Genomic DNA, 19226 nt, shown 5'->3' with positions numbered 1-19226 from the left:
GTCAGGATTGCTTGGCCGTGCGCCGGAACGGTGACTCGGAAGCCCTCGACGGAGGTGGCGTCCCAGCGCCCGATGAGCTGCTCGAAGCCCTATGCTGAGCTCAGGCCACCGAGGAGGTGTCATGGGACGGATCGTCTCCGCCGTGATCGGCGTCGTGCTGTGCGTCGTCGGAGTGATCTGGATCGTCCAGGGCGCCGGTTCCCTGCACGGATCGCCCATGACCGGGCACTCCGAATGGAGTTACCTCGGTGGCGTTCTCGTCGTGGTGGGCGCGGGCCTGCTGCTCTGGACCGGGTACCGGACGCTGCGTCGCTGACCGGCGTCCGGGACAGGCGAAATCCCCGGGTCGCCCCCGGGGATCACTGTGCCCGACTCACGCGGTAACCGTTGCGTCCCAGTCGATGACGAAACGGTGCACCGGGCCGAACATCTTCTCCGGCTTGAGGAAGGTGCGGGTCGCGATAGGCATCATCAGACCGAACAAGGCCTTGGCGACCGGGCCGGAGGTCTTGCCGTTGTTGGTCTTGGCGGCATTGTCGGAGATGTCCTCGACGCGGGGACGGCGCAGACCCTCGTAGGCCGCGAAAGCCGCTGCGGGGTCCGGGATGTCACGCAGGCAGCGGGCCAGCTCGACGGCCGACTCGATGGCCAGCGACGCGCCCTGGCCCGAGCTGGAGGACGGGGCGTGCACGGCGTCGCCGACCAGGACCACACGACCGCGGAACCAGTTGGGCACGTGGGGCATCCGCTCCATCGGGCCGGTGACGATCATGTCCCCGACACCGGCCTCGGCGAACAGCTGCTCGCCGGGAGTGTCGCCGATGTGCGCGGCGCGCAGCTTCGCCAGCCAGTCTTCGGCGGGCACGGCCTTCGCCTCGGCAAGAGTCATGGGCTGTTCCTGCGGGAAGTTGCTGAAGAAGACATACTTGCCGTTCGGCTGACGCCAGTAACCGTAGAAGGCACGCTTGCCGAATGCGAAGTGCATCGCCTCGATATCGCCCTCGCCGCCGTCGGAAAGCTTTCCGTCCGGGGTGAATTCGCCGAAGCCGAAGCTCATCAGGCCGGTGTACTCCGGACCGGGGGCCTGCGGGTCGATCAGGGTGCGCACGGTGGAGTGGATGCCGTCCGCGCCGATCAGGATGTCCCCGGTGGCCGTGGTGCCGTCCTCGAACTGCGCGATCACGCCCGTCTCGGTCTGCTCGAGATCGACCAGCCGCTTACCGTGCTCGATGGTGATGCCGTTGGCGACCGCGTGGTCGTGCAGCACCCGGAACAGGTCCGCGCGCAGGATGGTGCAGCTCGGCGGCAGGCCGGGCAGCGCGTCGACCTGCATGAGCGTGCGGCCAGTGCCGGTCTCCATCACCATGCTGCGCAACGGGTGCCCCGCGGCCTCGACGAGCTTGTCCGCGCCGATGATCCCCAGCGCCGCAAGGCCGTTCGGCGCTACGGTGAGCATCGCGCCGGTGTCGGCCGCGGCCGGGTACGCCTCGTACACCGTCGCCTCGATGCCGGCCTTCTGCAGCGCCAGCGCGGTCACCGGGCCCGCAATGCCGCCGCCGATGATCAGTGCCTTCTTGATGCCGTTCATGACTGTTGCCTTCCCCGATTCCTTCGATCACCCTCGCGACCGCTGTAGCAATAGTATCCATGAAACTAGTTTTCGTGCAACTAGTTCGTGGAACAAAAAGGGGCCTCACCGGGGACACACCCCGATGAGGCCCACTCGGATCTACGCCGTGGCCTGCCGTTTCGGCAGCTTCCAGCCCGGCCGCGGGAAGTGGCAGGTGTAGCCGTTCGGGAATCGCTCCAGGTAGTCCTGGTGTTCCGGCTCGGCCTCCCAGAACGTGCTCGCCGGGGTCACCTCGGTGACCACCTTGCCCGGCCACAGGCCGGAAGCGTCGACGTCGGCAATGGTGTCCTCGGCGACCCGCTTCTGCTCGTCGTCCAGGTAGAAGATGGCAGAGCGGTAGCTCGTCCCGAGGTCATTGCCCTGCCGATCCTTGGTGCTCGGATCGTGGATCTGGAAGAAGAACTCCAGCAGCGCACGGTAATCCGTCTGCGCGGGGTCGTAGACGATCTCCACCGCCTCCGCGTGCCCGGGGTGATTGCGGTAGTTCGGGTTGTCGTTGCGACCGCCCGTGTAACCCACCCGGGTCGACAGCACACCCGGCTGCTTCCGGATGAGATCCTGCATGCCCCAGAAGCATCCGCCGGCCAGAATGGCCTTCCGCGTATCGGTCACGCTTCCTCCTTCGTGAACAGAGACTTGTACTGCCCGTAGCCTTCGGCCTCGAGCTGGTCGAGGTGGATGAACCGCAGCGACGCCGAGTTGATGCAGTAGCGCAGCCCGCCCGCATCGCGCGGCCCATCGGTGAACACATGACCCAGATGGCTGTCGCCGTGCGACGAGCGCACCTCGGTCCGGATCATGAAGTGGCTCCGATCCCGCTTCTCGACCACATTGGCGTTGTCGATCGGCTTGGTGAAACTCGGCCACCCCGATCCGCTCTCGAACTTGTCCGTCGACGCGAACAACGGCTCACCGGACACCACATCCACATAGATACCAGGCTCGTGGTTGTCCCAGTACTCGCCCGTGAACGCCCGCTCGGTCCCGTTCTCCTGCGTGACGTGATACTGCTCAGGCGAGAGCGCGGCCACAGCCGCCGGATTCCGGTTGTACTCCCGTGCCACATGACCTCCTTGATCGGCCTCAGCTACAACCCACCCTGCCCGCTGGAAAGTCCACCCTCAACCCCGCGTCATACTTCTGTCACCATTGGCCGCCGGGCATACTCACCAGCGTGAGCGCGCCCGGGAACGAGACCGACGACGATCAGGTGCCCGCGTGGGCGCGGCGAACAGCAGGGGAATCGCGGTGGGCGGCGACCGCGGCGATCGTCGGGATCCTGGTCGTGCAGTTCTATCTGCCCGCGCAATTCATTGCCGGGCCGCGCTGGGTCGTTCCGGGCATCGGGCTGCTGTTGCTGATCGTCCTGATGATCGGCAACCCCGTCCGCCTGGACCGGGACGAGATTCGCCTGCGCCGCTTCAGCCTGCTGCTGATGGCGCTGCTCGGATTCGCCATGGTGTGGTCGGTGGCACACCTGGTACAGGGCCTGATCGACGGGACGGTCAGCGACAATGCGGCCGGCCTGCTGACCTCCGGCGGCGCGGTGTGGCTGACCAATGTGCTCGTATTCGCGCTCTGGTACTGGGATTTCGACCGCGGCGGGCCCGCCGCCCGCGCCCACGCCCGCAAGCCCTATCCCGATTTCCTCTGGGTGCAGATGCAGAATCCGGATCTCACGGATCCCGAGTGGGAACCGCAATTTCCGGATTACCTCTACCTGTCCTTCACCAACGCAACCGCGTTCAGCCCGACCGACGTGATGCCCATGTCCCGCTGGGCGAAAACCCTGATGATGATCCAATCGGCGATCTCGCTGATCACGGTGAGCCTGGTCATCGCCCGCGCGGTCAATGTCCTGAAGTAGTGCCGAACCTGTTGTGTCAGCGGTTGAACCACATGTCGGCGACGAGCATGATCACCGCGACACCGACGAAGGCGGCGGCGAAGCCGATGGACTGGCCGATGGTGCCGACGATGCCGGCGGCGAGGAACAGCGTCAGGACCGGCGCCCAGACGAACATGTCCGGCGGGCCGAAGGTGCGCTGCTTGCGGGCGGCGGCGGCGCTCGAGGCGGGCTGACGGCGTTGCGGGGTTCCGCGTCCGGGTGTAGTCACCTGGGCGAGACTACAATTCGGCGGCCGCCGGTGCCACCGCGGGGCGGCGCGGCGGGAGGGCACAGCAGCCGACGACGCAGGGCGCGCCGTTGACGGTGCAGCCCATGGCGGTGATCTCGCTCAGGCGGGCCGGGGCGGCGGCGGTGCGGTACTCGTCCACCAGGTCGGCGACCAGCTGCGCATAGCGCGGGTCCGGGCCGGGTGTGGCGGCGCGGGCGAAGGCCATGCCCAGTTCGGCGGCCCGCTCCTTCGCCTCGTTGTCCAGGTCCCAGATGACCTCGAGGTGGTCGGAGACGAAGCCGACCGGGCACACCACGACCGCGTCCACGCCGCGCTCGGCGAGGGCGTCGAGGTGGTCCACGATGTCGGGATCCAGCCACGGGATCTGCGGCGGGCCGGAACGTGACTGCCACACCAGGTCGTAGTCGTCGAATCCGGTTGCGGCAGCGCACAATCGGGCCGCCTCGGCGACCTGACGGCTGTAGAGGTGCTGCTCGGACGGCGGGCCGGAGGCGACATCGGCGGAGACCGGCACCGAATGGGCGGTGAAGACCAGGCGAGCAAACTCGCGTTTGTCGCCCGGCAATTCCGCGACGGCCGCGCGGATCGAGTCCGCGAAGGCTCCGATGAACAGCGGATGGTCGAAATACTGGCGCAGCTTCACCAATTCGGGCGCGTCGGCGACCGCGGCCCGGGCACGCACGATGTCCTCGTGGTACTGCAGGCAGCCGGAGTACCCGCCCCACGCCGAGGTCGGGAACACCAGCGCGGACCGGACACCGTCCGCGCGCATGCGCTCGACGGTCTCCTCGACCATCGGATGCCAGTTGCGGTTGCCGAAGTACACCGGCAGATCGATACCGCGCGTGGCGAATTCGGCCTCGATGGCCTTGATGATGTCCAGGTTCAGGGCATTGATCGGCGATACGCCGCCGAAGTGCAGGTAGTGCTGCGCGACTTCGGCGAGGCGCTCCGGCGGCACGCCCCGGCCCCGAGTGACGTTCTCCAGGAACGGCATCACGTCCTCGGGGCGCTCGGGACCGCCGAAGGACAGCAGTAGCAGGGCGTCCACTTCACGAGCCGTGGGCTCCGCAGCCACTGCTCTCCTCCTTACCCTCGAGTCTCTACCGGTTCAGTTGGCGCCGAAGCCGTCCGCCGGGAACCAGGTGTTGTGGCTGGCGCCGCCGTCGACGTAGATGATCGAACCGGTGGTGCCCGGCAGCCAATCCGACAGCAGGGTCACCACGGACTTGGCGACGACCGTCGGGTCGTCGACATCCCAGCCGATCGGGGATGCGCCGTCCCAGTAGGTGTTGAGCATGTTCAGCTGCTTGGCGTCATCGGTGGCGGTGCCCGCGATGGCCTTGGCGGCGAGGGTCTTGATCGGGCCCGCGGCGATCAGGTTGGAGCGAACCTTCTTGGCCTCGCCCACCTCTCGCGCCACGTACCGGTTCACCGACTCGAGCGCGGCCTTGGCCACACCCATCCAGTTGTAGTACGGCATCGCGGTGCGCGGATCGAAGTCCATGCCCACGATGGAGCCGCCCTCGTTCATGACCGGCAGCACGGCGCGGGCCAGCGAGGCGTAGGACCACGCCGAGATCTCGAAGGCCTTGGCGGCGTCGGCGCCGGGGCCGTCGAGGAACGGCAGCGCCTCCGGGCCCATCAGGGTGCGCGGCGCGAACGCGATCGAGTGCAGCACACCGTCGATGCCCTCGGGCGCCAGCTCGCGGACCTTGTCGGCGAGCTCGGCCAGGTTCTCCTCATTGGTCACGTCCAGGCCGATGGCCGGGGGGACCTCCTGCGGCAGGCGCTTGGCGATGCGGTCGATGAGCCGCAGGCGCTCCGGGATACCGGTGATGATCACCTTCGCGCCCTGCTCCTGCGCGACCGCGGCCGCGTGGAAGGCGATGGACGAGTCGGTGATGATGCCGGTGATGAGGACGGTTTTGCCGTCGAGCAATCCAGCCATGGGGTGGTCGGTTCTCCTCGTTTGGAAAGTGCTGGGGTTGAGGGTTCGGGTCGGGCCTGAGCACACTGTGTCGTGCACAGTGAAAAGCTCAGTGGCCCATGCCCATACCGCCGTCGACGGGGATGATCGCGCCGGAGATGTAGGAGGCGTCGTCCGAGGCGAGGAAGCTGATCACGCCCGCGACGTCCTCGGCCTGACCGATCCGGCCCGCGGGGATGAAATCGAGCGCGGTCTTGCGCATCTCCGGGGTCATCTCGTCACGGGTCATGTCGGTGTCGATCAGGCCGGGCGCGACCACATTCGCGGTGATGTTGCGCTTGCCGACCTCACGGGTGATGGCGCGCGCCATGCCGACCAGACCGGACTTCGCCGCCGCGTAGCTGACCTGCGCCGGCGCGCCGATCTGACCGACCACCGAGCCGAGGAAGATGACACGGCCGAAGCGGTTCTTGAGCATATTGCGGTTGGCGCGCTGGGCGACTCGCCATGCACCGGTCAGGTTGGCATCGATGACCTTCGAGAACGACTCCTCGCTCATGCGCATGAACAAGACGTTGTCCACGATGCCCGCATTGGCGACGACGACCTCGACCGGACCCTGGTGCGCCTCCACCTCGGAGAACGCGCGATCGACCGATTCGGCATCGGTCACATCGCATTTCACGCCGAAAAGCCCCTCGGGCACGCCGGACCCACGATGAGTCACGGCGACCTTGTGTCCGTCGGCGAGCAGGCGCTGGGCGACCGCGAGACCGATGCCGCGGTTACCGCCGGTCACCAGTACCGACCGGGATGTGATGTTCGACATAAGGGCAAACCTATCTGTTCGTGTTCGGGACTCGGCGCGCGGTACCGATTTACGGCAGACGCTGACGATAGAGCAGGGCGGTGAGGACGCCACCGGCGGTCACCAGCAGGCCGAGCAACAGCCATGGACGGCTGGCGTCGCCCATGGTGGTCTCGTAGCCGATCTGCTCTTCCAAATGGGCATAGACGTTCTTGAGTTCCTCCAGCGTGGAGGCGGTGAAGAACTCGCCGCCGGACAACTTGGCGATCTCGCGCAGCGAATCGTCGTCCACCGGCACCCGCACCCGCTGCGAACCCTTGCCGTCCTGATCCGGAATCTCGACGGTGCCCCAGGTGGTGCCGAACGAAATCGTCGACACCGGAATGCCTTTCTCCTTCGCCAGCCGCGCAGCGGTGAAGCCGTGGCGAGGGTTCTCGACGTCCTTGTCGTCCGGAACGGTCTGTTTACCGTCGGACATCATGACGATCTGGGCCGGCGGCGGCTTCTCCGCGCCGCCCAGCACCGACGCCAGTGTGTCGATCGACTGCATGGCGGTGAGAATGCCCTCGCCGGTGGCGGTCCGCTCGGCCAGCTTCATATTGTCGATGGCCGCTTTGACCGCTTCCCGATTGGTCGTCGGCGACACCTGCACCGACGCGGTACCGGCGAAGGTGACCAGACCCAGGTTGATACCGGGCGTCAGATTGTCCGCGAACTCCTTGGCGGCCTTCTTGGCCACCTGAATTCGGCTGGGCGGCACGTCGGTCGCCTCCATGGACAGCGACACGTCGATCACCAGGATGACCGTGGCCCGGTTGCGCGGCACCTTCTTGGCCGCGGTCGGACCGGCGGCGGCGAAGGTCAGGAAGATCAGGCCCACCAGGGTGAGCGCCACCGGGATGTGCCGCCACGGCTTGGGCTGCGAGGGTGCGACCTTCTCCAGCAGATCCATATTGGCGAAGCGCAGCATGTGCTTTCGCCGCCGCTGCTGGATCAGGATGTAGATCAGCGCGATCGCGGCCAGCACGGCCAGGAATCCCAGCCAGTACTGCGCCGTGAAATGCGAAAGGCTCAAAGTGACATTGCCAATGCTCACTGTCGCGGCACCCGCCCGGCAGTCGGGGCGCCGAAGGTGTGGCGCCGAGTCGACACGAATCTGACCACGTCCGCGATCCAGTCGCGATCGGTGCGCAGGGTCATCACCGGCGCACCGCAGCTGCGCAGCGCCTGCTCGACCTGGTCGCGATGACGCTGCGCGGCGCGCGCGAAATCGGTACGGAGCGTGGGGGTCACACTGAATTCCCGGGTCCGGCCCGACTCCGGGTCGTGCAGGACCACATCGCCGACGTCCGGGAGTTCCAGATCGCGCGGGTCGAGCACCTCGACGCCGAGCAGGTCGTGGCGGCCGGAGATGGCGCGCAGCGAACGCTGCCAGTCGATGTCCCCGAGGAAATCGGAGACGACCACGGCCAGACCGCGTTTGCGCTGCGGGCGGCGCAGGGCCTCGATGGCCCCGCGCAGATCACCGCGCACCCCGTCGGGAGCGTGCGGGGTGGTCGCGATCTTGCGCAGCATCGCCTGCTCGTGCACGCGGCCGCTGCGGGCCGGAATACGGATCAGCTGCTGGCCATTGGCCACCACCGCGCCGATCCGGTTGCCGCCGCCACTGGTCAGATGCGTGACCGCGGCCGCCGCGGCGACCACCAGATCCCGCTTCTCGCACAGCGCGGTACCGAAGTCGACACTGGCCGACAGGTCGATGACCAGCCAGGTCTCGAGTTCGCGGTCGGCGATCATCTGCCGCACGTGCGGATGGGTGGTGCGGGCGGTGACCGACCAATCCATCTGCCGCACATCGTCGCCCGGCTGATACATGCGGGCGTCGCCGGGTTCGGAGCCGGGGCCGGGGATCAGGCCCAGGTGGTCACCGTGCAGCACGCCGTCCAGGCGGCGGCGCACGGTGAGTTCGAGCGTCTTCAACGCCGCCGACAACCGCGGGTCGGTCAGCTGCCCCTGCCGGAACGAGGGCGGGGCGTGCGTGGAGCCGCTGGGAGGTGAGATCGTCACGGGCGCAATCGATTCCGAGACCGGCCTCACTTCGGCTGGGGCTGACCGGGAACTCCGGACACCTGACCGTTGGGGGGCTGCGGAATACCCTGCTGCAGCGGCTGCGGAATGCCCTGGGCGGGCACGCCAGGCTGCTGCGGGGCGCCGCCGTGCGGGACCATCGCCGGCTGCTGCGCCGGGGCGGGCATCGGGGCGGCGGGGGCGCCGGCCGGGGCATTGGCCTGGGCGGCGACCTGCGGCAGGCCGACGGTCTGCAGCACGCGCTTGATCACGTCGTCGGGGCTGACCTCGTCGGCGAGCGCGTCGTAGGACAGCACCAGGCGGTGGCGCAGCACGTCCGGGATCACCTCGACGACATCCTGCGGGACCACGTAGTCGCGGCCTCGGATCAGCGCGACCGCGCGGGCCGCGGCGATGATGCCGAGCGAGGCGCGCGGCGAGGCGCCGTAGGAGATCCAGCCCGCCACGTCCTGCATGCCGAAGTCGGCAGGCTTGCGGGTCGCCGCGATCACGCGGACCACGTAGTCGACCAGCGCGTGGTGGACGAACGTATTGGCGGCCACGCTCTGCAGCCGGACCAGTTCCTCCGGATCGAGCACCCGCTTGGCCTCCGGCGGGGTGACACCCATCCGGTAGATGATCTCGCGCTCCTCTTCGACGGAGGGGTAGTCCACGACGACCTTGAACAGGAAGCGGTCACGCTGCGCCTCGGGCAGCGGGTACACGCCCTCCGACTCGATCGGGTTCTGGGTCGCCATGACCAGGAACGGATTCGGCATCGGGTAGGTCTTGCCGCCGATGGACACGTGCCGCTCGGCCATCACCTCGAGCAGCGCGGACTGCACCTTGGCGGGCGCGCGGTTGATCTCGTCGGCGAGCACGAAGTTGGCGACCACCGGGCCCAGCTCGGTGTCGAACTCCTCGCGGCCCTGCCGGTAGATGCGGGTACCCACGAGGTCGGTGGGCACCAGGTCCGGGGTGAACTGCACGCGCGAGAAGCTGCCGCCCACCACCTTCGCGAAGGTCTCGACGGCCAGGGTCTTGGCGATACCCGGCACGCCCTCCAGCAGCACGTGCCCCTTGGCGAGGACACCGACCAACAGCCGCTCGACCAGCCGATCCTGACCGACGATCACGCGCTTGACTTCGTAGATCGCCTTTTCCAGGGTCTGGACATCGCGCTCGAGGGTGTTCGGAGGCGAGGGCGGTGCATCCTTCACCGTGCTTACCCCGCTCACACCGTCAGTCGAAGTCACCAACATCCCCGCTTTCGCCTTGGTCCTGTGCGTTCCGCCCCAACTATTCCAGGTATCTCGCGCAATTGCCGCACCCGGATCCGATCGCGGCGCGAATTTCGGTCGTGAAATGTGGCTTTCGGCTATTTCCTGGCCGTGGTGGCGTGGTCGAGGACCAGTTCGACGGCGTCGGCGACAGGGGTGTGACCGTCGGTCAGTTCGATGATGACGCGGTTGAGGGCGGGACGGTGCAGGGCGACGTCGATGAAGGCGGCGACGTCGTCGCGGTGGACGTCGCCGTATTCGATCGCAAGTCCGGCTGTGACCAGGCCTTTTCCGGGTTCGTTGCGCAGTGTGCCGGGACGCACGATGAGCCAGTCGAGGTCGGTGGCGACGAGGTAGGCGTCGGCCATCTTCTTCACGCGCATGTAGTGCTCGAAGGCGGGTGTTGTGTTGAGATCGCGACCCGCGTCGGGGAACACGGACACCAGAACGAAACGGGCAACACCGGCAAATCGGGCGGCATCGGCCGACTTTTCCAGCCCCCTGCCATCGATCAGCGAGGTCTGGTCCATCCCGGTGCCGTGCGCGCCCGCGGAGAAGACGATGGCGTCGTGGCCGTGGAATTTGGCGGCGAGTTCGTCCACCGAATCGGTGACCAGGTCGCCGGCCACCGGAGTCGCGCCGGTCGCGGCGATCACCGCCGCCTGGTCCGGGTTGCGGTGCATACCGGTGACCTCGTCACCGCGCGCGGTCAGCAGCGTCGACAGACGGCGTCCGATGCCGCCGGCCGCTCCGATCTGGAATACCTTCATCGGTGACTCCTCTCGTAGGCGGGCACACTCCCAGCTTTCCATCGAACCGGCGGAAGGATTCGATCGGTACCAGAAAGTTTCCGGACCTCCGATGCGCCGGGCGAAGATGCGTCTAATCTTGCGAATGTCTCTGCCGCCGACCGCTTCTGCGCCGGTAGCGTTGTCGGTATCGGTCGACGGTGTCCGGTGATACGGGATGTGGTGTGACGTGTGGGATTTCGAGGTTTCGCCCAGGCAATCCATCGGCGAGACGGTGCTGGAAGAACTCCGGGAGCGGGCGGCCGCCGACGGGGTCGCGCTACGGGTGGGAGTGGTTGTCGAACACAATGACGCGGTGCTGATGCTCGAGCACGAGGAGCACGTCGAGGGACGCAGTCCGCTACACCTGCCCGGGACGGTGGTCCGCCCGGGCGAGTCGCTGGCCGGCGCGGTGGTGCGGGCGGTGCGCGAGGAGACCGGGCTCGCGGTGGTCGACGTCGTGCGCCACCTCGGCAGCTTCGACTACCTCTCGAGTGCCGGAAAGCGGGTCCGCAGAGAACATTTCGCGGCCTCGGTGGCGAGTGCTGGGCCGGTGCGGGTCACGAACTACGCCGAGTACCGGTGGGTCCCGCTCAGTGGTGAACTGCCGGTCACCCCGTCGATCCGCCGTATTCTCATGACGTACCAGGAGTAGCCACTCGCCGCTGCGGAGGACCACATGCTCGAGATCGACACTCGTCCGGTGGTCCTCGACCAATTCACGGTCGACGAGACCGGCCGAGCGGGGCAGCGTCCCCGCGGCGTGGTCTATCCGGTCACCGCCGAGGACGTGGTGACCGTGGTCGACTGGGCCCGCGAGCACCGCACGCCATTGATCGCGCGCGGGGCCGGGACCAGCCTGGAAGGCCATCTCCTGGCCCGAGGTGACGAGCTGATCCTGGACTTCACCCAGGCCGACAAGATCCTCGACATCTCCCCCGGCGATTTCACCGCCACCGTGCAGCCCGGCGTCAGCCGGACCCGGCTCAATGCGGCGGCCGCCGAATTCGGGCTGCAGTTCACGGTGGATCCCGGTGCCGACGCGTCACTGGGCGGGATGGCGGCCACCAATGCCAGCGGCACCACCACTGTCCGTTACGGCGGCATGCGGGCCAATGTGCTCGCGTTGCAGGCGGTGTTCGCCGACGGCACCGTCACCCGGATCGGGCGCGCGGTGCGCAAATCCTCGAGCGGATACGACCTGAAGGACCTGCTCATCGGGTCGGCGGGCACGCTCGGGATCATCACCGAGCTGACCGTCAAGCTGCATCCGATTCCGGAATGGATTCACTCGCTGCGCATTTCGTTCCCGACGGTGGCCGATGCCGTGGACACCGCGGTCGAGATGCTGGGCGCGGCGCTGCCGGTGAGCCGGCTGGAATTGGTGGACGCGCCGAGCATGGCGGCCATCAACGCGTTCCGCGGTACCGCGTACGCCGAAACGCCCGCCCTGTTCGTCGATATCGAATCCGGGTCGTCCGCGGCGGTGGCCGCCAATGAGCAGGAGATCGGGCGGATCGCCGCCGCGCACGATGCGATCGAGGTGGCGACCGCGCGCACGCACGGGGATCGGCACGCGCTCTGGGAGGATCGGCACAATCTCTACTTCGCGGTCAAGGCGAGCAATCCCGGCTGCCGATTCATGATCACCGATACCGCCGTGCCCTATTCGCGGATCGCGGGGGCCGTGGAGACCGCCACCCGGCTGGGGGCCGAACTCGGGCTGAACATCACCGTCGCCGGGCATATCGGAGACGGGAACGTCCACACCATCGTTCCCTACACCGAGGCCGAATACCACGCGGCGCAGCAGTTCTCGGATCTGGTGGTGCGGCATGCGCTCGAGGTCGGCGGCACCGCCACCGGTGAGCACGGGATCGGGCTGGCCAAGAAGAAGTATCTGCGGGAAGAGCACGGGGCCGCGGTGGACCTGATGGCTGCGGTGAAGCGGGCGCTCGACCCACTGGGACTGCTCAACCCCGGCAAGGTGCTCGACGTCAACCCGGGAAATCCGCTTCCCAACGGGTCCTGACGGCGGTCTCGCGCGTGTGCTCGAGATACGACATGGCATGCGCCGCAACATGATCGCGCAGGCGCGCCACGGCGGGCGTCGGACGGTGATTGCCGGAGACCAGGCCGATGCTGCGCTCCCGATCCCCGGTCAGGGGCACACGCGTGAGGCCCGGGTGCGGGGTCTCCGGGGCCGGGAGCACCGCGATGCCGAGGTTCTGGGCGACCAGGGCGCGCAGGGTTTCGAACTCGGTGATCTCGAAGCCGACATCCGGGGTGAACCCGGCCTCGGCGCACCAGGAGTCGACGAGCCGGCGCAGGTGGTAGGTCGGCGGATTGGCGATGAACGGCTCGTCGGCGAGTTCGGCGAGATCGACCAGCCCCCGGGTCGCGAGCGGGTGGGCGTTCGCGACATAGAGGTGCAGCCGCTGGAACCCGAGGATGATCGCGGGCAGGTCATCGGGTGCGGGGATGGTGACGGCCAGATCGAGGCGACCCTCGCGGACCATCTCGGCCAGGGCGGTGCCGTGCGCCTGCACCAGGCTCAGGCGGATGCGGGGTGCGCCCGTGTGGAAGTCGGCCAGCAGTGACGGGATGCTGACCGGGCCCAGGGTGAAGGGGAAGCCGAAGCGGACCAGGCCGCTCTCCGGATCGGCGTCGCTGCGGACCACGTCGACCGCGTCGCCGAGGGCCTGGACCAGTCCGCGCGTACGGTCGAACAGCTCCTGGCCCGCGGCGGTGAGCGCGACCCGGCGACCGACCGGCTGGAACAACTTCACCCCGACGGCCTGCTCGACCGCTTTCAACCGGCGGCTCAGCGACGACTGCGGCACGCCGAGCCGCTGCGCCGCGCGCGTGATGTGCCCTTCGGCCGCCGCCGCGTCGAATGCCGCGAGCAGCGGAATCAGGGCCTCGACCTGGGTAGACGGCAATACATCCATATTCGGATCATAATCGCTCGAAATGAACATTGGACGGATGAATGAGCGCGGCGTGACGATTACCGGTACCAGCAACCGAGGAGGTCAGTCAGATGGACACGCACGTCGGCAGCACCGAATCCCACACGGACACAGCGGTTCTCGATGTCGTACTGATCGGGGGCGGCATCATGTCCGCCACCCTCGGCGCGATGATCGCGGCGCTGCAACCGGATTGGTCGATGGTCCTGCTGGAACGGCTCGATCGGGTCGCGGCGGAGAGCTCGGATCCGTGGAACAACGCGGGCACGGGACACTCGGGGTTCTGCGAACTCAACTACATGCTGGATGCGGGCGATCCGAGCAAATCGGCCGAAATCGCGTCCATGTTCGCATTGTCGCGGCAGCTCTGGGCGGGCCTCGCGGATCGGGGCATGCTGCCGGATACGACCTTCGTCACCGCGACGCCGCACATGGATGTGGTGTTCGGCGAGCGGGACGTGACATATCTGTGCCGGCGTTTCGAGACGCTCCGGGCACTGCCCGCCTTCTCGGCAATGGAGTACAGCGAGGATCCGGCGATGATCGCGCGGTGGGCTCCCTTGCTCATGGACGGACGTGAACCGGGTGAGCCGGTGGCGGCCACCCGGTACGAGGGCGGCACCGATGTCGATTTCGGAGCGCTCACCGCATCCCTGGTGGAGGCCATGACCGGTGCGGGCGGTCGGCTGCGCACCGGACACGAGGTCACCGGGCTGCGGCGCGGTGACGACGGCATCTGGACGGTGACCGGACGCGATCGGAACAGCAGGCAGCACTTCACCCTCCGCGCGCGCTTCGTCTTCGTCGGGGCGGGCGGCTACGCCCTCAAGCTGCTCCAGAAGGCCCGGATTCCCGAGGTCCGCGGTTACGGGGTGTTCCCGGTCGGCGCGCAGTTCCTGCGCACCGACAACCCCGACGTCGTGGCCCGGCACGAGGCGAAGGTCTACAGCCAGGCGCTGGTCGGCGCTCCCCCGATGTCCGTGCCGCACTTGGACAAACGCATCGTCGACGGCGAATCGTCGCTGCTGTTCGGCCCCTACGCCACGTTCAGTACGAGGCTGCTCAAGCACGGCAGGCTCAGCGATCTGTTCACCACCCTGCGGGTCTCGAATATCGTGGCGCTGGTGGCCGCGGGCCTCCAGAACCTGCCGCTGGTGCGCTATCTGATTCGCGAACTGCTCTCGACGCGCCGCCGCAAATTCGCACAGCTGCAACGGTTCTACCCCGAGGCCGACCCCGCGGACTGGTACCTGGTGCAGGCCGGTCAGCGCGCCCAGCTGGTCAAACCCGCCCACGACCGCCTCGGCGTGCTGACCATGGGCACCGAGCTGATCATCGGTGCGGACGGCACCATCGCCGGACTGCTGGGCGCGTCGCCCGGTGCCTCGACCGCGCCCGCCATCATGGCCGATCTGTTGAACCGGTGCTTCCCGCAGCAGCATTCACAGTGGAAATCGACACTGCGGGAACTCATGCCGGGCTATGCCGACGGCTCGAACTCCCAGAGCGCGGGTGCGCTGCCCGACGTCCCGGTCGCGATCGGGAAGTAGCTGTGATGATCGGCGGGATCGACGACCACGATGTGCGCGCCGGTCGCGAGATGCGCGGCCCCGGCCGGTTTCGGATGTCCGTCCCGCCGATCGAAGACGCTCACCCACCCGCTCTCACTGGCCACGTACACCCGTTGCGGACCCGGGTCGTACGCAAGGACATCGGGCGTCTCCCCCACGCTGTTGTGGTCGGTCACTGCACGTTTCGCGATATCCACCGTGATGAGCGTCGCATTGCCCTCGCATCCGACGTACATGATCTGCGTGCTTGCATCGAGTGCCTGACCATGCGGCCCCGAACATCCGGGTGTGGGGATGCGATCGGTGACGGTCAGCGAATCCGGTGCGATGACGGCGAGCTCGCCGCGGCCCTGCACCGCGACCACCATCCGATCGACCGCGGCGTCGTAGACGACATTGCCCACCTCCCCGCCCAGCGCGACGGTGCCGCGGACGGTTCCGCCGTCCGCGTCGACGACGCTCTCACTGCCCGCCCGCTCGTTGGTGGTCCACACCGCGTTCCGCACCGGATCGTAGGCCAGTCCGTCGGGATAGGCGCCGGTCGGGGCGGTGAACAGCACCGCCCCGCTGTCCTCGTCCAGTGCCACGACCTGATCGCGGCCCGTCACGGTGGCGTACAGGCGATGCTTCCCGGGGACGACCAGCACACCGTGCACATCGGGCGCGTCGGGGATAGTCCGAACCACGGTGTGTGCCCGGACATCGACCTCGACGATCTCACCGGCCCCCATGTGCGCCAGGAACATCAGCCCACGGGCGGAATCCAGGCTCGCATAGTCGAATCGACCGGAGCCCCCGGTCAAGGCGACCTCCGCGACCTTGCGCAGCGGCAGCTGCCCGCCGGTCGTGGCCGGACCCTGGGCAGCGGAGCAGGCCGCCGCCACCATGGCCCCGGCCAGCGCCCACCCCACCCGTCTCGACCACATCCGGCTCACCTCATGGGACTTGGCAGACGTCGCGGAACAGCGCGGCGGCCGCGTCGGCGGCGGGCTCGATCAGACGGGGATCGTCGTAGAAGTCGATCTGGCCGACCGAGTTCAGCCACAGCTCCGATTTCGGGGATGCCACCGCAGCATAGAACTTGCGGGCCCAGGGCGGGACCAACGCGTTCTCGGAGTGCACGAGCAGGAAGGGAACCGTCAGTCGCGCGGCGGCCTCCTGGGCGTCGAAATCGGCCGTGTGCTCGAAGGATTCGACCGCGAAACCATTCGTATAGTTGGGGACCGCACCGCGCGGGGTGCCGTAGTACTCGAACGCCTCCCGCAGCGGCATGGCGACATCGCCGTTGTCGGCCGCCACGGCCGGGATGGTCTCGACCTCACCGGTGGCCAGCCGGCGTTCCCGGGCCTGGCGTCCCCGATCGACCACCGCCGGATCCGCCGGGTTGGCAGCCACATCCGGGTAGACCCCGGCGACACCGGCGAACGCCCGGATGCGCGGATCATCGGCGACGGCGCGCGCCATGTACCCGCCGCCGGCGCACACGCCCAGCGCGACCACGGTCTTGCCCGCGAACCGCTCATCGTCCTGCAACGCCGACACCGCCGCGGCGATATCGGCGGCCTTGCCCAGCGGATCCTCCAATTGCCGTGGCACACCCTCGCTCTCACCGAACGTGCGGTGATCGAAGGCCAGGGCCGCGAACCCGCGCCGCGCCAGCGCCTCCGCGTACACGCCCGCCGCCTGCTCCTTGACGGAGGTCAACGGCCCGGTCGTGACCACGACCCCCGTCGGCGTTCCCTCTGGCAGGTACAGCGTGCCCACCAGCCGATCCCCGTCCCGGGCGACCGTGAACGGAACTGTGCTGACTGTCATTTCGTGCCCTCGTCCTCGAATTCTTCGCATTACGGTGAGTGAGACGGTAGGCGCGGTCCCCGGCCACCGATAGAAGGCACTTCGCGGTGCCCTTCCGAATGGAGGCGACATGGCAGCGGTCATCCCGGACGTGCTCGAGGAATCCTGCACGACCCGGCAGGCCCTCGAACGCCTCGCCGCGAAATGGCGCATCCTGCTGATCTACGCACTACTCGACGGCCCGCAGCGCCCCGCCGCGCTGCGCCGCCGCCTGCCCGGCATCACCCAGAAGGTCCTCACCGAAACGCTGCGCGGCATGGAGTCCGACGGCCTGGTAGAACGCCACGTCTACAAGGAGACCGCCCCACAGCACATCGAGTACTCGCTGACCGAGCTCGGCAAGTCCCTCGAAACACCCTTGGCCGCCATCTGTGCCTGGGCCGCCGAACACCCCTGAGCGACAAGCCGATCCCGCGCCCCGGTGCTGGCGGCACCACACAATTTCTTCCGCTGACCTGAGCACTCGCGCCAACGCCGAGGCCCCCGCGCCGCAGCCAAGGCACCGACCGAGGTCGCCCCGCCACTCGTCGTCGACGACGGCGGGCACGACTGGCACACCTGGCAAGCCATGTACCCGAAAACGTTCGGCTGGCTCGACACCCACCTTCGCCACCCCCGACCACCGTCGTCGACCACGCTCCCCGTCGGCGCTCCCGGCGCAGTCGCCGCGACGCGGCCCCACCGCTCGATGCCCGGGCCAGCGATGAGCTTGCGCGCCGCTAGCTCAGTGGAATCCCAGGGTTAGGTCGCGGCGCAGCACCTTGCCGGTGGCATTGCGCGGCAGGGGTTCCGCGGTGACCAGCCAGCGCGCGGGCACCTTGAAATAGGCCAGCTGTCTGGCCACGTGATCACGCAACTCGTCTTCCGACAACGACTCCGGGTCGTCGACCACCACGATCGCGGCGACCTCCTGACCGAGATCCTCGTGCGGGACACCGATCACGGCCGATTCGCGCACCAGCGGGTGCTCGTCGAGGACGTTCTCGATCTCCTGCGGGTAGACGTTCTCCCCACCCCGCAGGATCAGATCCGAACGGCGACCGGAAATATAGAGCTTGCCCTCCCGCAGGGTGCCGTAGTCACCGGTGCGCAGCCAACGGTTCTCATCGATCGCGGCCCTGGTCGCTTCCTCGTTGTTCCAGTAGCCGAGCATGACATACGGGCTGCGGATACAGATCTCACCCTCCTCGCCGTCGGGCACCGGTTTGCCGTCGGGGTCGCGCACCTCGACCGAGACACCGACCACCGCACGACCCACGGTCTCGTTGTCGGCGGCCAACTCCGGCGGAGTCGCCACCGTCGCGGCGGTACCGGACTCGGTGCACCCGTAACTGGTGGTCAAACCCTGCAACGCGACCGGGAACCGCTCCCGCAGCCGCTGCACCAACGCCGGAGACGACGGCGCGGAATTGAGCGAGAACGCCGTCAGCGACGACAGGTCATAACGCGAGATGTCCACGCCCAGAATACGACTCGCCAACGTCGGCACCGCCGCCCAGTTGGTGACCCTCTCCGACTCGACCAGCTTCAACAGTGACTCGGCATCGAACTCGCCCGAGGTCGGGAAGATGACGGCGTCACCGGTGGCCAGCCGCGGGATCGACAGGTTGTGCAGGCTCGCGATATGGAACAGCGGCATCGTCGCCAGATAGCGGCGACCCGCCGGGGAACCATCCCACCCCTGCCCTCGGAACCCGGCCGCCAACGCGTCCATGAACCGGTGATAGTCGGCCACGGCGACCATGTTCTGCTGGGTGTGCACCACACCCTTCGGCCGGCCGGTCGTGCCGGAGGTGTAGAGGATGATCGCCGGATCGTCCTCGGCCACTTCCACACTCGGGTTGCCGCCGGCGAACTCCTGGATGAGGGCGGGCAGATCGGATTCCATGGTCAGCACCGGGATCTCGGTGCCGGTCTCGGTGGCCAGCGCGGCCCGCTTGGCGTCGGCGATCACGACCTTCGGGGCGGAGTGCTCGAGACCGTAGGCGATCTCGCGCGGCACCCACCACGCGTTGTAACCGACCGGGATCGCACCCAGCCGCTGCGCGGCCCAGAACGTCAACACCCACTCGGGGCTATTGTCAGCCAGAATGCCGACACGGTCGCCCTTGCCGACGCCGTAACGCTCGGCCAGCGCCGCCGCGAGCGCACCCGCGGCCGCGTAATGCTCGGCAAAGGTGTAGCGGGT

Annotated in this window: 21 protein-coding genes; 6 read left to right on the top strand and 15 right to left on the bottom strand. The window is 67.9% G+C overall.

What is annotated here, in order from left to right:
* Positions 1-121 precede the first annotated feature (121 nt).
* Positions 122-316: a hypothetical protein gene (locus ACWEQQ_RS12970; protein ID WP_452348339.1), complete on the top strand. Its 195-nt coding sequence runs from the start codon at positions 122-124 to the stop codon at positions 314-316.
* Positions 317-373: 57 nt separating this feature from the next.
* On the opposite strand, the gene ACWEQQ_RS12965 is transcribed toward ACWEQQ_RS12970, so the two are convergent.
* The 3 genes from ACWEQQ_RS12965 to msrB form a co-directional block, all read right to left on the bottom strand.
* Complete coding sequence (locus ACWEQQ_RS12965; protein WP_452348338.1) at positions 374-1588, bottom strand: FAD-dependent monooxygenase; 1215 nt, start codon at positions 1586-1588, stop codon at positions 374-376.
* A gap of 141 nt (positions 1589-1729) precedes the next feature.
* The gene (gene msrA, locus ACWEQQ_RS12960; protein WP_452348337.1) at positions 1730-2242 is read right to left on the bottom strand and encodes a peptide-methionine (S)-S-oxide reductase MsrA; all 513 of its coding nucleotides are present in this window, start codon (positions 2240-2242) and stop codon (positions 1730-1732) included.
* Complete coding sequence (gene msrB, locus ACWEQQ_RS12955; RefSeq protein WP_452345743.1) at positions 2239-2694, bottom strand: peptide-methionine (R)-S-oxide reductase MsrB; 456 nt, start codon at positions 2692-2694, stop codon at positions 2239-2241. The genes msrA and msrB overlap by 4 nt, the downstream gene beginning before the upstream one ends.
* Before the next feature lie 110 nt (positions 2695-2804).
* Here msrB and ACWEQQ_RS12950 point away from each other — a divergent pair, with 110 nt between their 5' ends.
* A complete protein-coding gene (locus ACWEQQ_RS12950; protein ID WP_452348336.1) occupies positions 2805-3497 on the top strand; it encodes a hypothetical protein in 693 nt (230 codons plus the stop codon).
* Positions 3498-3513: 16 nt separating this feature from the next.
* Here ACWEQQ_RS12950 and ACWEQQ_RS12945 read toward each other — a convergent pair whose 3' ends face one another.
* The 8 genes from ACWEQQ_RS12945 to ACWEQQ_RS12910 all read right to left on the bottom strand — a co-directional run bounded on the left by ACWEQQ_RS12945 (position 3514) and on the right by ACWEQQ_RS12910 (position 10866).
* Positions 3514-3747 carry a hypothetical protein gene (locus ACWEQQ_RS12945; RefSeq protein WP_452345741.1) on the bottom strand — a complete coding sequence of 78 codons (234 nt, stop codon included), beginning with the start codon at positions 3745-3747 and terminating at the stop codon, positions 3514-3516.
* Between the two features lie 10 nt (positions 3748-3757).
* Positions 3758-4765, bottom strand: a complete 1008-nt coding sequence (locus ACWEQQ_RS12940; RefSeq protein WP_452348535.1) for a ferrochelatase — start codon at positions 4763-4765, stop codon at positions 3758-3760.
* A gap of 114 nt (positions 4766-4879) precedes the next feature.
* Positions 4880-5719 (bottom strand): NADH-dependent enoyl-ACP reductase InhA, encoded by an 840-nt coding sequence (gene inhA / locus ACWEQQ_RS12935; RefSeq protein ID WP_379388415.1) that lies wholly within the window; start codon positions 5717-5719, stop codon positions 4880-4882.
* A gap of 88 nt (positions 5720-5807) precedes the next feature.
* Positions 5808-6527 (bottom strand): 3-oxoacyl-ACP reductase FabG1, encoded by a 720-nt coding sequence (gene fabG1 / locus ACWEQQ_RS12930; RefSeq protein WP_364611676.1) that lies wholly within the window; start codon positions 6525-6527, stop codon positions 5808-5810.
* A 49-nt stretch (positions 6528-6576) separates the two neighbouring features.
* Positions 6577-7581 (bottom strand): VWA domain-containing protein, encoded by a 1005-nt coding sequence (locus tag ACWEQQ_RS12925; protein WP_452345752.1) that lies wholly within the window; start codon positions 7579-7581, stop codon positions 6577-6579.
* Positions 7582-7598: 17 nt separating this feature from the next.
* Entirely contained in the window at positions 7599-8573 is a 975-nt protein-coding gene (locus ACWEQQ_RS12920) for a DUF58 domain-containing protein (RefSeq protein ID WP_354849346.1), read from the bottom strand.
* 26 nt (positions 8574-8599) lie between these two features.
* Positions 8600-9835: an AAA family ATPase gene (locus ACWEQQ_RS12915; RefSeq protein ID WP_452348335.1), complete on the bottom strand. Its 1236-nt coding sequence runs from the start codon at positions 9833-9835 to the stop codon at positions 8600-8602.
* Between the two features lie 116 nt (positions 9836-9951).
* Complete coding sequence (locus ACWEQQ_RS12910) at positions 9952-10866, bottom strand: SDR family oxidoreductase (RefSeq protein ID WP_452348334.1); 915 nt, start codon at positions 10864-10866, stop codon at positions 9952-9954.
* On the opposite strand from ACWEQQ_RS12910, the gene ACWEQQ_RS12905 reads away from it, so the two are divergent.
* A complete protein-coding gene (locus ACWEQQ_RS12905) occupies positions 10832-11296 on the top strand; it encodes an NUDIX hydrolase (protein ID WP_452348333.1) in 465 nt (154 codons plus the stop codon). The genes ACWEQQ_RS12910 and ACWEQQ_RS12905 overlap by 35 nt on opposite strands.
* 24 nt (positions 11297-11320) lie before the next feature.
* The gene (locus ACWEQQ_RS12900) at positions 11321-12673 is read left to right on the top strand and encodes an FAD-binding oxidoreductase (protein WP_452348332.1); all 1353 of its coding nucleotides are present in this window, start codon (positions 11321-11323) and stop codon (positions 12671-12673) included.
* Here the strand turns inward: ACWEQQ_RS12900 and ACWEQQ_RS12895 are convergent.
* Positions 12639-13592 (bottom strand): LysR family transcriptional regulator, encoded by a 954-nt coding sequence (locus ACWEQQ_RS12895; RefSeq protein ID WP_452348331.1) that lies wholly within the window; start codon positions 13590-13592, stop codon positions 12639-12641. The genes ACWEQQ_RS12900 and ACWEQQ_RS12895 overlap by 35 nt on opposite strands.
* A gap of 92 nt (positions 13593-13684) precedes the next feature.
* On the opposite strand from ACWEQQ_RS12895, the gene mqo reads away from it, so the two are divergent.
* Complete coding sequence (mqo, locus tag ACWEQQ_RS12890) at positions 13685-15163, top strand: malate dehydrogenase (quinone) (RefSeq protein WP_452348330.1); 1479 nt, start codon at positions 13685-13687, stop codon at positions 15161-15163.
* Here mqo and ACWEQQ_RS12885 read toward each other — a convergent pair.
* Positions 15094-16110 (bottom strand): YncE family protein, encoded by a 1017-nt coding sequence (locus tag ACWEQQ_RS12885; protein WP_452348329.1) that lies wholly within the window; start codon positions 16108-16110, stop codon positions 15094-15096. The genes mqo and ACWEQQ_RS12885 overlap by 70 nt on opposite strands.
* A 10-nt stretch (positions 16111-16120) precedes the next feature.
* Complete coding sequence (locus ACWEQQ_RS12880) at positions 16121-16999, bottom strand: alpha/beta hydrolase (protein ID WP_452348328.1); 879 nt, start codon at positions 16997-16999, stop codon at positions 16121-16123.
* 109 nt (positions 17000-17108) lie between these two features.
* Here ACWEQQ_RS12880 and ACWEQQ_RS12875 point away from each other — a divergent pair, with 109 nt between their 5' ends.
* On the top strand, positions 17109-17435 hold the full coding sequence (locus ACWEQQ_RS12875; protein ID WP_452348327.1) for a winged helix-turn-helix transcriptional regulator: 327 nt from the start codon (positions 17109-17111) through the stop codon (positions 17433-17435).
* Between the two features lie 327 nt (positions 17436-17762).
* Here the strand turns inward: ACWEQQ_RS12875 and ACWEQQ_RS12870 are convergent.
* Positions 17763-19226: class I adenylate-forming enzyme family protein (locus ACWEQQ_RS12870; protein ID WP_452348326.1), on the bottom strand; the 1464-nt coding region annotated here is incomplete at its 5' end.

The sequence above is a fragment of the Nocardia sp. NPDC004123 genome (assembly GCF_053603795.1).
This window is presented reverse-complemented; position numbering and strand designations above follow the sequence as displayed.

What these genes read in the sequence shown, in the direction of transcription:
- ACWEQQ_RS12900 (WP_452348332.1), top strand. Translation starts at nt 11,321, where the DNA reads ATGCTCGAGATCGACACTCGTCCGGTGGTCCTCGACCAATTCACGGTC.
- ACWEQQ_RS12970 (WP_452348339.1), top strand. Translation starts at nt 122, where the DNA reads ATGGGACGGATCGTCTCCGCCGTGATCGGCGTCGTGCTGTGCGTCGTC.
- ACWEQQ_RS12940 (WP_452348535.1), bottom strand. Translation starts at nt 4,765, where the DNA reads ATGCCGTTCCTGGAGAACGTCACTCGGGGCCGGGGCGTGCCGCCGGAG.
- ACWEQQ_RS12915 (WP_452348335.1), bottom strand. Translation starts at nt 9,835, where the DNA reads ATGTTGGTGACTTCGACTGACGGTGTGAGCGGGGTAAGCACGGTGAAG.
- fabG1 (WP_364611676.1), bottom strand. Translation starts at nt 6,527, where the DNA reads ATGTCGAACATCACATCCCGGTCGGTACTGGTGACCGGCGGTAACCGC.
- ACWEQQ_RS12965 (WP_452348338.1), bottom strand. Translation starts at nt 1,588, where the DNA reads ATGAACGGCATCAAGAAGGCACTGATCATCGGCGGCGGCATTGCGGGC.
- inhA (WP_379388415.1), bottom strand. Translation starts at nt 5,719, where the DNA reads ATGGCTGGATTGCTCGACGGCAAAACCGTCCTCATCACCGGCATCATC.
- ACWEQQ_RS12880 (WP_452348328.1), bottom strand. Translation starts at nt 16,999, where the DNA reads ATGACAGTCAGCACAGTTCCGTTCACGGTCGCCCGGGACGGGGATCGG.
- mqo (WP_452348330.1), top strand. Translation starts at nt 13,685, where the DNA reads ATGGACACGCACGTCGGCAGCACCGAATCCCACACGGACACAGCGGTT.
- ACWEQQ_RS12875 (WP_452348327.1), top strand. Translation starts at nt 17,109, where the DNA reads ATGGCAGCGGTCATCCCGGACGTGCTCGAGGAATCCTGCACGACCCGG.
- ACWEQQ_RS12885 (WP_452348329.1), bottom strand. Translation starts at nt 16,110, where the DNA reads ATGTGGTCGAGACGGGTGGGGTGGGCGCTGGCCGGGGCCATGGTGGCG.
- ACWEQQ_RS12895 (WP_452348331.1), bottom strand. Translation starts at nt 13,592, where the DNA reads ATGGATGTATTGCCGTCTACCCAGGTCGAGGCCCTGATTCCGCTGCTC.
- ACWEQQ_RS12910 (WP_452348334.1), bottom strand. Translation starts at nt 10,866, where the DNA reads ATGGATTGCCTGGGCGAAACCTCGAAATCCCACACGTCACACCACATC.